Origin of the sequence: Paenibacillus sp. FSL H8-0175 (genome assembly GCF_045040615.1) — a bacterium.
GTDB classification, from domain to species: Bacteria; Bacillota; Bacilli; order Paenibacillales; family Paenibacillaceae; genus Paenibacillus_AQ; species Paenibacillus_AQ odorifer.
Map to the genome: position 1 here is coordinate 2,163,472 of NZ_CP150299.1, position 13,100 is coordinate 2,176,571.

Sequence of the window (13,100 nt, forward strand, 5' to 3'; positions counted from 1 at the left end):
AATCGGATTCATTTAATTTAAAAGAAGTGACTCAATAAATGGCTCTATGTCAAAAGGTTCAGTCGTTGTTTCGTATCTACCGTATACATGACCGTTTCTATCGATTAAAAACTTCGAGAGATTCCACTTCATCCCATCGCCGGCATATATGTCCGGATACTTTTCCTGCAGAAAATCCTGCATCCATTTACCGCCTGATGTCTCAGTATCGAATCCTTGAAATGGTGCTTGCTGTGTTAGATATTGAAATAAAGGATGGGCAGACGGTCCCCTAACCTCAACTTTTTCAAATAACGGAAACTTAACTCCAAAGTTGCTCTCACAATATTCATGTACTTCCGAGTTGCTTTCTGGCTCCTTCTCGTTGAATTGGTTACAAGGAAAACCAAGTATTTCAAACCCTTGCTCATGGTGAATTTCGTAAAGTTTTTGAAGATCAGGTAATTGGCGAGAGTAATTATTATAAATAACATAATAGCGCTATAGGCATTTATTGGTCTAATATATAATAGGAATAATATTTATAGTATTAACCTATAACGAGTGTATCTCCAGTATAAAACGCCGCTTAAATTTTTATTTTTGCGCTTTTAACCAATGAGCAGTTTCCCTCTTATCCTTTAAGTTACTTTGAAAATAACTCTAAGAGTATCAGCAACGAAAATTCCCCAAACGTAATCATTTTGATTGAATTATCCTGCTCGCCGTCGTATTGATTCAAGGTTGGCCATTATACCGCTTTCATCACGGTGTTCGAAGGCCAAAAGAAGCGTGCTCCTTAATGGAGACACGCTTCTTGACCGGTATGATAATTGCCGCGGCGGTGCTTACTGCTGCTTAGCGTACCATTCGGAAAATTGTTTTTGGTATTCAGCGATATATTTGTCTATTCCCGCTGCTTTTAGTCTGTCTAGCGCTTTGGGAAAGGCGGTGTCATAATCACTGAAGCCACTGCCGATCGGAGCGAGGTATTCAGTGAATACGCCGTTCAGCTTCGTTTCTTCATTCTTGACGGGTGTATTGTCAAAGTTGAAGCCGGCACCTTTGGAAATGATGGCTCCATCGTCCCAAGCTTTATATTCTGCAATAAACTCGTCCGGTACCGTGTTGTCGAAACGCATGAAGTTTTTGTTCATCAGCAGCCAGTCGGGGATCAGCGAATCAGTAGTTATTTTGGTCAAACGCCCGTTTTCATCCAGCGTATAGTCTGTTCCTTCTATCCCGTAGGCGAACAAGTCGTACAGCTCCTGGTTTTTTTGCAGCAGATTGAAGAACATAATATAACGTTCAGGGTCTTTAGCTGCGGTGGAGACAAAAAAGGCGGTGCTGTAAGTGCCGCGGCTGATTTTTGGACGGCCGCTGCCGAGGAAATAGTTGACCAGTTTGGCATCAGGCACTGCTTGTGAGATGGTTGCCGCACCTTCGAATGGGCGTGCTGCTGTGCCGGCCCAGAACATCGCTTTTCCGGAGTTCCAGTCAGACTGCAGCTGTGGGACATTGGTGGCGGCATATTTTGGAATGATTCCTTTTTCATACCAGCCGTGCATAAGGTTCGCATAACTCTTGAACTCTTCGGTTTCAAACCAGCTAATAATTTGATCATCCTTCACAGACTCATCCAGGGCAATAAAATCATTTTGCCAATAGAGGTTTTTGTCCGTGTAATTATATTGTAGGAGTCTGCGCGCATCGGTGTTGGCGTACCCGATCAGTTCGGGATGAATGGCATGGACCTTATCATAGAACTGCTCTAGTTCTCCCAGTGAAGTGACCTGTGTCATGCCGGCTTCTTCAAGCAAATCCTGTCTAACTAGCGCACTGTAGAATTCCGCAGAATTCGGTTTGTTGCCGACGGGGATCGCATACTGCTTGCCTTCCAGCTGAAAGGCTTTGAAGGAGGCCTCGTCCACATTTTTACTCAAATCAGCGGCTGCATCGGCATACGGAGTGAGGTCGGCATAAAGCCCCTTTGCCACAGATTTTACCATGTAATTGGCATCTGTATAAGTTGCGAAGTCTTCTCCCGTAGACAGCATTAAATCAGTTTTACCGCCGCCATATTCGGTCCAAGGAAGAAACTGAAATTCAACCTCAGCATTGATTTCTTTCTTAATAGTGTCGTAGAACGATGTCTTCGCTAGTTCCTTCATCCGGTTGGACTCATCCCCGTACAGCACAATTTTCAATTTGGCAGGAGCCAAGGCGCTGCCGTCTTTACTACCGCTATCCGTAGAGGAAGAGGTACCTTCATTTCCAGTTCCAGAACTAGGGGGAGCGCTTTCATTGTCGCCCTGAGCACAGCCACTTACCAAGAACACCGCAGCGAGGAGCAAACTTAACCAACCTTTTTTCTTTTTCATGATGAACCCTCCTGAAATAGAATCATAATGTTTGAGGCATCTATTGCAAAGGCCGTGCTCCCTTAAGTCCCATTGTACATCAAGAAGTAGGGGAGCATAAACCCGGTGCAACCGAACATAATATGGCATCCTTGCTGGAAATTAGCCTTTGACTGAACCTACGATAATGCCTTTGACAAAAAAGCGTTGGAGAAAAGGATATAATATGGCGATTGGCAAAACGGTCAGACAGGTCATTGCCATTTTGGCTGTCTCCAGTGGCGGTGCGATGATAGCTCCACCAACTTGAGCAGCATTGCCGGAAGCCAGGAACTGAATGTTCGCCATCATGTTGTACATCAAATATTGGATCGTATAGAGATCCTGATCGGATACCAGCATTAGTGGCAAATAGAAGTCATTCCAGAATTGCAGTGCGTAAAAGAGCGAGATGGTGACCAGTCCGACGCGGCCCAGCGGAATCATAATGCTGAAGAAGATCCGCAGATGTCCGGCACCATCGATTTGCGCAGATTCCACGATTTCATGCGGGATGCTGCGGAAATAGTTAGCCATGAGAAACATCAGAAAGACGCTTAGCACATAAGGGATGAACAGGCCGATGAGCGTATCGCCCAAATGATAATATTTGGTGCTAAGCAGATACCATGGCAGCGTTCCTCCGCTGAACAGCATTGTAAAATAGGCGAAGAAGGCGAAGAAATTTTTGAGCCGGAAGCTTTTAACGGAAATGACATAAGCGTAAGCGGTGGTCACCAATACGGCCGATATGGTACCCAGCACCGTAACGATCACCGACATGGAATACGCCCGCAGAATCTGCTGTGCCTTCGAGCCAAACAGGAATTCGTAGGTTTCAAAGGTAAAGCCTCTGGGCCAGAACGAATAGCCTTCCGCGGCGATTCTGGATTCGGTAGATAAGGAGCCGGATACTGCCAGAATAAACGGCGCTAGACAGATTACGGAAAATACGGCAATACAGATGTAAAAGAAAATGAGCAGGCCTTTGTTTTCGGTAGTTTGCATCTTATCAGTCTCCTAAAATAGTTTGCTGTCTTTGTCATACCAGCCGGCTAATTTGTTGGCCACCAGCACCAGAATGAAACCAAAGACGGATTGATAGAGCGTGATGGCTGAAGCAAAGCCGAATTCTCCGGAACGGATGGCTGTGCGGTATACATACACATCGATAATGTCGGTAGTCGGCAGAAGCAACGGATTCAGGAACGTTACCCCCATAATCATACTGAGGTCGCCTTTCAGCATGCCCCCGATGCCCAGCAGCGTCATCAGAATGATCGACGGAATCAGCATTGGCACCGTAATTTTGGTGATAATCTGCCATCTGGAGGCACCATCGATTCTTGCAGCTTCATAATAGGAAGTGTCGATGCCTTGCAGCACCGCATAATAGATGATGGCGCCGTAACCAGCGCTTTTCCAGATATTAGCTAGCACGAGAATGATTACGAACAGCCAAGGGCTGGAATACCAGTCAACCTGGGAGAAGCCGAATGTCTGGAGCAACTGGTTCATAATGCCTTTGTCGTAATCCAGCAGGGAGAACAGAATGGCTCCGATAATAATCCAGGAAATAAAATACGGGAAAAACATGACGCTCTGCGTGATTTTGATAAACCATTTGCTGCGCAGCTCATTTAGAATAATGGCGATGGCCACTGAAAAAAACGTGCCGGTTAGCATATACAGCGCATTTAACATCACCGTGTTGCGTGTAGCCCTAAGAGAATCTTCCATACTAGAGAAGAAAAACTCGAAATTAGAGAAGCCGGCCCACGGGCTGCCGAAGATTCCGTCGTTGAAGTTGTAATTTTTAAAGACGAGAATCAGACCACTCATCGGCAGATAAGCAAAAAGAATTAGAATGACGATTCCCGGAAGAGCGAGCAAATAAAGCGAGCTGTCCTTCCTTAGGGATTTACGGAAGCTCTTGGCTTTGGCCGTCCTGATTCCCGGACTTGGCATTCCTTGTGTCTCCGATGTAGCCTCTTGCATCATTAACAGTCCACTCCTTTATACTAGCGTTGTCATTTCCGTCCCTTGTTTTAGGAGAACGCTTTACATGAAAATCATAAATCCACCCGGAATGTAAACGCTATCATAATAAACGGAAAAAAGTTAAAAAAAGCGGAAAAGGGCAGCTTAAAAAAACGAAAAAGACAGAACTTTTTTGTTTTTAGGGTGCTCAAAAGCCTGATTTAAAGGGGGATTTTATAGTATAGGCCGGCGCGAGGGTTATTCATTGAAAGTCAAAAAGGGGATGTCTCCGGCTATGAAAATGCTGCCGGGACATCCCCTTTGTTCCTTACTTTTAGCGGGTCAATCAGGAAGATTCTGTTTCTGTAGAATATGATTCATTCTCCATTTAGAAGGTGTAACCCCATAACGCTTTTTGAACTGGGTTGTAAAATAGGTGCTGCTGTTGTAGCCCACTTTCTCGGCAATTTCCCGGATATCCAAGTCAAGCTCAGTGACTAATAACATCTGCGCCTGCTCCAGACGCAGCAGGTTAACGAAATCGGGAAAGCTGCAGTTTACTTCGTCGGCAATAAGTCTACTGAGATAAGCGGGACTTAGCGATAGCTTGTCAGCAAGGGCATTAAGGGAGAGCCTGGAGTCATCATAATGATCTCTGATATAACAAATGGCTTCACCAGCAATGCTCTTGGTCTGTACAGCGCTCATGCTGGCAATACGCTCGTGGGCGGTATAACAGCTGTCTACAATCCAATTCCATAGCTTGTCATAGCTTTGGATCTGCCAGATATGCTGGTAATTATCTAGAAAGCCGGAATGCTGGACGTCTGCATTAAGCTCAGCCGTGCGACTGAGTTCAAAGACCAGTCTCGATAAAGCGATGGTGGCAGGCTCGACGCGGTAACTGCAGGCTACTGCCAGCAATCTCTCCACTGCCTGCGGAATATGGTTCGAGAGTTCCGTCTGCTTAACGGCTTGCAGTACCGGTTCAAGGGCACTGTCGGGCATTGGGCTGCTGTTCAGGTGGATCGTATCATCGGCAAAGATGATGTTCTGCTGCACATGAAATTTAATATATTGCAGACTGTCCGCAGCCTCATTGTATTTAGCCCTCAGTAGGTTTAAATCATCCGTCAGCCCGCTGATTCCGAAGGCGCAGCAGGCTCCGGAAAGCTGTAGCTGAGCGGCGGTTTCTTCCCATTTGCCGCGGTACAAAGCGTAATCGCCGAAGCTGCCGCTGTGAAGCTCGCTCAGAATAAGTACAGCAGTGCCTTGATGCGGGCGGAAGGATTGAATGGCTGCAAGTTCACAGAAGGCATGTTCAATCTGTTGTATGTTTTCCTCAAAAGTATGCCGGAAGTCGGAGTCTTCAGGTTGTTCGGGCTCCAGAGCGGTCAGCACGCATACACAATATGCTCCCCCAGAAGCGGCTATGCTCATCAGGGGTGTCCCGCTGTTCTCTGGTGTTCTCTGCGGGGAAAGCAACCACCGCATCAAGGCGCTATCATCGCTTTCTTTTTTTAGCTGCTCCAGCTTAACGCCAATCTGTTCGAGCTCCTGGCTTACGGTATCGAAATCGCCACCGGTTTTCAGCGCTTCTTCATTGCCAGATAGATGAGCGATATTGCCGAAGAGCCGGCCGATTGGCTTATACATCCGCCGCGAGATCAGGTTGGCGGTTATAGATGCGGCGGCAATCAAGGCCAAGCACAGGCCAGTCATCAGATTACGGGCATTGGAGATATCACGGATGCTATCCTTGTAGGAAGTCTCCGACACAAACCACAGCTTGTCCGCTGCAGAATATACATAGGTAATCAGCTGTGGCTCTTCACCTCCCTTATAGACAAAAGAGCCTCTTTCTGAGGTGGAGGACACCACCTGCTTTAACATGCCCTCTTCCAGAGGGATGTCAGATAATGCACTGTGCATGAGCACAGATGCTTTTCCGTCAAGCACAGCGTAACGGGTGGCTTCGCCTTCTTTTTGCGTAAACAGATTATTCTGCAGCTTTCCCAAATTGACGGTCAGTGCTACCGCACCATTATATTCGCTATCCGCAAACGCCCGGTCATTATAAAACACGGTGAGCAGGGTAATGGGGGTACCGTTATTCAAGGTTGCCTCCCACAGAAACGGTGATTCAACAATGATGTTATCCCGCATTCTCGAGAATAGCTCCAGCTTGGATTCAGGGCTTAGCGGAAGGTTTTCGAACATGGCAACAGGCTCATCCACTCCCATGATGTAGGCGTTCTCCATATATTGGTTCACAACCAATGCTCCGCGGATTTGGCTTAAGGCACTGTACAACTGGTCGCTCCAGCTGGTATCGCCATTCATCATGAGCGCGTTGATGTTTGGATTCCTATAGAAGTCCATAGCGTAGTTCTGGACGATCTCTTCATAGTTTGTAAAAACGGTTTCAGTATTCACCAGTACATTTTGGTTCGCCTTGTTGACATTATCTATCGTAATATTCCGGTACCAATAAAAGATCACTACAGCCAGTACTAGAATACAGCAAACTGAAATCGCGGTTAGGCTCATAAAAAAGCGGGAGTACAATTTCTTTCTTTTTCCCAAGCTGCTCACCCCTTCAGGTAAATCCTATTACACCCATTCTAGAGGGAAAGGCTATTCGCTGACAAGGAGTGAAATATGGGCAATATAGCATGAAAGTATAAAAATGAAGAAATAGAACATAGAAAATACAAGAAAGTTAAACTTATACGAACTATAATTGGTGGTGCTTACATTTGAATTGTTTTGAGGAGGATTACTTTTAATGAGAACATTCCGCAATCCAGTGCTGCCGGGATTTTATCCTGACCCTTCCGCTATCCGTGTTGGTGAAGATTATTATCTTGTGACTTCAAGCTTTGAATTTTTCCCAGGCGTTCCTATCTTCCACAGCAAGGATCTGGTCAATTGGCGCCAGCTTGGCCATGTACTGGACCGCCCGTCCCAGCTCAATCTGGATCACTCGATTCCCTCCATGGGCATTTGGGCACCGACGCTCCGCTATCATGAGGGAGTTTTCTATATGATTACCACTTTTATTGACAATGACAAGAACCAGCATAATTTTTATGTAACAACAACCGATCCGGCCGGAGACTGGTCTGACCCTGTATGGCTGGAGGATGCACCCGGTATTGACTCCTCTTTGTTCTTCGATGAAGACGGCAAGGTGTATTATACCGGCAACCGTGTTCCGCCGGAAGGGCAGGCTTATCCGAAGCATATGGATATCTGGCTGCAGGAGATTGATCTCAGCCAAGGGAAGCTAATCGGCCCGAAGCAGAGTATTTGGCAAGGCGCACTCAAGGTAGCTCATGCGCAAGAGGGACCGCATATTTATAAGATCGGCGCTTGGTATTACGTGCTGATTGCCGAGGGCGGAACCGGGCATACTCATGCGATTACGATTGCCAGAAGCAAGAGTGTGACCGGTCCTTATGAGGGCCATAAAGCCAATCCGATTCTGACGCATCGCCATCTTGGCAGAGCGTATCCTATTGTTAATGTGGGTCATGGAGAGCTAGTGGAGACTCAGCATGGTGACTGGTGGATGTTCTGCTTGGCTTCACGAACCAGCGGTGGTTATTACCGCAATCTGGGACGTGAAACCTTCCTGACACCGGTAATCTGGGAGAATGAATGGCCTGTGGTCAATCCTGGCAAAGGAGTGCTGGAATTTGAGACGGAGGCTCCGGATTTGCCAGAGACAAAATGGCCGGAATTGCCTGCGCGCGATGAGTTTATAGGTAATGAGCTGGCACCGATCTGGAATTTCCTGCGGACACCGCGGGGTGAATTCTGGAGTCTTACCGACAAGTCTGGAGTTCTGCGGCTTCGCCTGAAGCCAGAACGGCTCTCGGAGATTGCCAATCCATCTTATATCGGTAGACGCCAGCAGCATTTGAGCTTCAGAGCGGCGACTGACATGACGTTTAGTCCCGCTGCAGAAGGGGAAGTAGCTGGTCTTGTTCTCCTCCAAAATGCGGATCACCACTTCCGTTATGAACTGGGGCTAGAGGCAGGCGAACGTGTATTACAGCTGATTCATCGGATGGGTGGCAGCGAGCAGCTGCTGGCGTCAGTGCCCTATCTACAGGATCAGGTACAGCTTAAGGTGGAAGCCAGAGGACAAGAGTATAGCTTCTATTACAGAGCTTCTGAAGCCGCCAAGTGGACAGCCTTCTGTGAACGGACGGATGGCAGAGTGCTCAGCACCGATCTGGCCGGAGGATTCACAGGAGCATACCTCGGGATGTACACAAGCTCTCAAGGCGCAAAGAGCGAAAGCTATGCCGATTTCGACTGGTTTAGCTATGAAGGACTTGAATAATAGGAGGAGGTGAAATTCAATGAGCAGCAATCTTGTAACTAACACGTATCCGATTCCCGAGCTTCCCCAGATTCCCGAACGGACTTTTGCAATCACGGATTATGGGGCAGAAGAGGGGGGATTAACGCTATGTACCTCTGCTATTCAGGCTGCACTGGATGCCTGCACTGCGGCGGGAGGCGGAAAAGTTGTTATTCCCGCTGGCATCTGGCGTACAGGACCCCTTACTTTGCATAGTCGAATTAATCTGTATGTAGACAAGGGAGCATTGGTGCAGTTTGACCCTGATCATACCTTGTATCCGTTACTTTCTTCCCATTATGAGGGGAATGCCGGCTGGCGCTGTCAGGCTCCGCTCGATGGAGAAGGTTTAAGCGATGTGGCAATAACCGGTGAGGGAATATTCGACGGCAGTGGCGAAGGCTGGCGCCCAGTGAAGCGGTTTAAGATGACCGAGAAGCAATGGGAGCGTTTGATCGAATCTGGAGGAGTGCTTGATCCGCAGGGCGAAGTATGGTGGCCTTCCCGGGAAGCCATGGAAGGTGAGGACTTCTGCCGGAAGCTGTGGGACAAGGGAGAAACTAGTATGGAGGCTTATCTGCCTGCTCGTACGTATCTTCGTCCGACGTTGCTTAGCCTGCGCAATTGCCGGCGGGTGCTGCTGGAAGGGCCGACCTTCCAGAATTCACCTGCTTGGTGTCTTCATCCCATTGGCTGCGAGCAGATTACCGTACGAAATGTTCAGGTACGTAATCCTTGGTATTCGCAGAACGGGGATGGCCTTGATTTGGAATCCTGCACGCATGCTCTAGTTGAGCACAGCAGCTTTGATGTGGGTGATGACGCCATCTGTCTCAAGTCAGGCAAGGATGAGGAAGGCCGTAAGTGGGGAATGCCCTGCCAGTATATTACCATCCGGAATTGCACGGTATATCACGGACATGGAGGCGTTGTGATCGGCAGCGAGATGTCCGGAGGTGTCCATGCAGTTCGAGTTAGTGACTGCCTGTTCATCGGCACGGACATTGGCCTGCGGTTCAAAAGCACCCGGGGAAGAGGCGGTGTGGTGGAGGATATTTTAATGGAGAATATCAACATGACCGGCATCATCCACGAGGCTGTATCCTTTCATATGTTCTATGCAGGGGTTGAAGGATCGGAAGGGTATGACGAGCAGTTATTTTCGGTTACAGAGGAAACTCCGCAATTTCGGAAGATTACCCTGAAGAATATTGTGTGCCATGGTGCGGCAACCGCTCTACTGGTTAACGGGCTGCCGGAGATGCCGCTTGCTGATCTAACCATCGAAAAATTCCACGCAGTGAGTGATCGGGGAATTGTGCTGCGGCATGCCACGGGGCTCACGTTGGATCGTATCCGGTTGCAGACTTCGCAAATGCCGAAGATAACAGCGCATAGATGCAGCCACGTCACGCTCACTCATTCCGAAGATTTGACGATTACAGATAGATAAAAAATTCTATGGATGATGGAAATCCGTCTTGAACTTCCGTGGGTGTGACCTTGCTTCTTTTCGGTATTGGAGCGGGGTCAGACCGGTTGATTTTTTGAATGTTTTATTGAAATGGGAAAGATGTTCAAATCCGACAGCGGAGGCGATCTCCTGGATTTTGCCTGTAGATCCGACAAGCAGCCGTTCGGCTTCCCTTACGCGGACATGAACGATGTATTCCCGAAAGTGAAAACCCGTCAATCGGTGAAATACCCGGCTCAAGTATGAAGGACTAATGTAAAAATTACTCGCAGTCTCTTCCAGAGTAAGGGCCTCACGGTAGTGATCACGGATATAGGTGGCTACATCCGTTACTAGATGATGGAGCGGATGTTTCGTCCCTCCAGCTTGTGAGATACTCTCTGAACGCTGGAGGAGAATCATCAGCTCGGAGAATAAAGCGATTACGCTGGTTTCGTAATACGGGCGCTGCAACCGGCATTCTTCCAGCATCCGGTTCATTAGGATTTCCGCTTCGTCCTGCTCGCGCAGGGTCAGCTTGAACAAGCGGTACCCGCGGTCATGAAACCAGATGGCTTCATTCTGCAGGGATGGCGGTAGAAGAGCAGGATCATAGTTGATCAGAATCCGCTCGAACTCGGCTACTTCCGAGCTTGCTGTGGAATGAAGCTCCCGGCCGGAGATAAGAATAAGCTCACCCTTATGAACCGTAATGACTCGGTCGTCCACAAAGTATACCCGCTCCCCTTGTATCAGATAGTACAGCTCGGCTAAGTCATGGCTGTGGGGACGTGGCATAGCAGTGATGCCTTTACGTTTCATATGCTGGATGCTGTAGCGGTCTTCTTCAATATGATATTTGTGATTGGGGCTAGTCAGGCTAGTCATAATTCTCCTCTTCTCTTACGAAGCGTTACGGTTATTATAGAATAAACTCAGGTTGATAGGAAAGGAGCCGCAGATGTTAATTACAGTCTCTAAGAGTGTCGACGAAGGATTCAGTAGTCTACAGGCAGCGTTGGATTCAATTCCACAGGAACACAAGGAAGAAGTGACGATTCGTATCAAACCCGGCATTTACGAGGAAAAAATTACAGTGAAACAGGGAACGCCTCCGGTTCTGCTACTGGGGGAAGACACGAATTCCACCATCATTACCTGGTCAGACAACGCGCACACTTTAGGTCCGGACGGAGAGCCGATTGGCACGTTCAAATCCGGTACCCTGAATGTATTCGCTGAGCATTTCACCGCTGAAAATCTGACCATTCGAAATGCATCAGGTCCCGGCACTGGTCAGGCGGTGGCTGCTTTTGTTGATGCTGGTCATGCTGTATTCCGGCGTGTACGCCTGCTGGGTGATCAGGATACTTTGTATACAGGGCAAGGAAAGCAATATTATAACGAATGTTACATTGAAGGCGATGTGGATTATATTTTTGGCGCGGCTACGGCTTTGTTTGAACGTTGCCGGCTGCATAACAAACGTTCCAGAGGATATATTACAGCCGCATCAACGCCTGAAGGCGCACCGTTTGGTTATGTATTCCTCGATTGTGAAATTACTGGCGGTCAAGGTGTAAGTGAAGTGTATCTTGGCCGACCTTGGCGCCCTTATGCACATGTGGCTTTTATCCGCACGGTCATAGACAGTTCGATTATCGGCGAAGGCTGGCATAATTGGGGGCAGCCGGACAGGGAGGAAACTAGCCGCTATGAAGAATATGGCAGCAGTGGACCGGGAGCCAATCCCGAAGCCAGAGCTGCATGGTCGCGGCAGCTGATTCCACAGGAAGCTGCGGAGTATAGGGTGCTGACCGTGCTTGATGGCTGGCATCCTGAAGGATATTAAGGAAGGAGCACTTCGGATGGAGCCTCTGGAACAATACATGAAAGAACTAGCTGGTTCAGCACAACGTAACTCGGCTTTCAGCAAAGACATACCCTTTCAGCAATGGCGTGATGAGCTTAGCGCAGCATTTACGAAGCGGTTAGGTGGCTTTCCAGAAATAGCTGAGGAGCTGCAACCGGTTCTGCTGGAACGAACCGTCTGCTCCGGGTATACCCGTGAACGTATAGAGATAACTACCTATGAAGGGTTGCGCATGCCGCTGTATCTTCTGATCCCGGATCAGCCGTTCTCTACCCCTGTTCCTGCCGTTCTTGCCATTCATGGACATGGCTATGGAAGCCGGGAGATCGTAGGCTTGAACCCGGACGGATCGGATCGGCAGGGAGATCCCGGGCTGCACAAAGACTTCGCTGTTTCACTGGTAAAACAGGGCTTTGTAGTGGCAGCCCCGGAGCTGCTCGGCTTTGGGGACAGACGATTGGAAGAAGACCTAACAAGCGGGGAGCCTGGACGTAATTCCTGCTTCCGCCTGTCATCCGCATTGTTGATGGTTGGGAAGACGATGGCCGGCTACCGTATCTACGAAACCATGCGGGCACTGGATTATTTGCAGACAAGAAAAGAAGTTAAGGATGAACGAATTGGAATTATGGGTATTTCCGGCGGGGGACTGGTGGCTGGCTTCACAGCTGCACTTGACGAACGAATCGCTTGTGCGGTCGTAAGCGGGTATGCCAATACTTTCGCAGACAGTATTCTGACACGCAATCATTGCCTTGATAATTATATTCCAGGGATTTTGCTGGAAGCGGAGATGCCTGACCTACTGGGCCTCATTGCCCCTCGTGGCCTGTTCCTCGAATCGGGAGATGCCGATCATCTGTTTGGCCCGCGCGGAACAAAATTAGCTTTAACCCAGTTGCAGACGATTTACAGGTCGGCGAATCATATCGGACAGGTAGAAGCGGACTTCTTCACCGGAGGTCATGAGATTCATGGTGAACCAGCCTTTGCCTGGCTGCGCAAGCAGCTCACTTGAGCATAAGATTAGACTTCATATGG

Annotated in this window: 9 protein-coding genes and 1 pseudogene; 4 read left to right on the forward strand and 6 right to left on the reverse strand. The window is 48.4% G+C overall.

Annotation, left to right across the window (positions count from 1 at the left end; all coding sequences use genetic code 11):
• Positions 1-12: 12 nt before the first annotated feature.
• The 5 genes and pseudogenes from MHH46_RS09215 to MHH46_RS09235 all read right to left on the reverse strand — a co-directional run.
• Positions 13-459 (reverse strand): annotated as a pseudogene (locus tag MHH46_RS09215) (glutathione peroxidase); the annotation flags it as partial.
• Between the two features lie 368 nt (positions 460-827).
• Positions 828-2,360, reverse strand: coding sequence for a DUF3502 domain-containing protein (locus tag MHH46_RS09220; RefSeq protein ID WP_076191120.1), 1,533 nt, complete (start codon positions 2,358-2,360; stop codon positions 828-830).
• Between the two features lie 141 nt (positions 2,361-2,501).
• Entirely contained in the window at positions 2,502-3,386 is an 885-nt protein-coding gene (locus MHH46_RS09225; protein WP_076191122.1) for a carbohydrate ABC transporter permease, read from the reverse strand.
• A 12-nt stretch (positions 3,387-3,398) separates the two neighbouring features.
• On the reverse strand, positions 3,399-4,379 hold the full coding sequence (locus MHH46_RS09230; protein ID WP_051491306.1) for a sugar ABC transporter permease: 981 nt from the start codon (positions 4,377-4,379) through the stop codon (positions 3,399-3,401).
• A gap of 321 nt (positions 4,380-4,700) precedes the next feature.
• Positions 4,701-6,908: a helix-turn-helix domain-containing protein gene (locus MHH46_RS09235; RefSeq protein ID WP_339190318.1), complete on the reverse strand. Its 2,208-nt coding sequence runs from the start codon at positions 6,906-6,908 to the stop codon at positions 4,701-4,703.
• Between the two features lie 238 nt (positions 6,909-7,146).
• Here MHH46_RS09235 and MHH46_RS09240 point away from each other — a divergent pair, with 238 nt between their 5' ends.
• Positions 7,147-8,712, forward strand: coding sequence for a glycoside hydrolase family 43 protein (locus MHH46_RS09240; RefSeq protein ID WP_076191126.1), 1,566 nt, complete (start codon positions 7,147-7,149; stop codon positions 8,710-8,712).
• Between the two features lie 19 nt (positions 8,713-8,731).
• On the forward strand, positions 8,732-10,186 hold the full coding sequence (locus MHH46_RS09245) for a glycoside hydrolase family 28 protein (protein ID WP_076191128.1): 1,455 nt from the start codon (positions 8,732-8,734) through the stop codon (positions 10,184-10,186).
• 6 nt (positions 10,187-10,192) lie between these two features.
• Here the strand turns inward: MHH46_RS09245 and MHH46_RS09250 are convergent, their stop codons facing one another.
• Positions 10,193-11,074 (reverse strand): AraC family transcriptional regulator, encoded by an 882-nt coding sequence (locus MHH46_RS09250; protein WP_076179655.1) that lies wholly within the window; start codon positions 11,072-11,074, stop codon positions 10,193-10,195.
• A gap of 73 nt (positions 11,075-11,147) precedes the next feature.
• Here MHH46_RS09250 and MHH46_RS09255 point away from each other — a divergent pair, with 73 nt between their 5' ends.
• Together MHH46_RS09255 and MHH46_RS09260 are read left to right on the forward strand one after the other, a co-directional pair.
• Positions 11,148-12,038, forward strand: a complete 891-nt coding sequence (locus MHH46_RS09255; RefSeq protein ID WP_076191130.1) for a pectinesterase family protein — start codon at positions 11,148-11,150, stop codon at positions 12,036-12,038.
• Complete coding sequence (locus MHH46_RS09260; protein ID WP_248547632.1) at positions 12,013-13,077, forward strand: alpha/beta hydrolase family protein; 1,065 nt, start codon at positions 12,013-12,015, stop codon at positions 13,075-13,077. Before MHH46_RS09255 ends, MHH46_RS09260 begins: the two co-directional genes overlap by 26 nt.
• Positions 13,078-13,100: the final 23 nt, after the last annotated feature.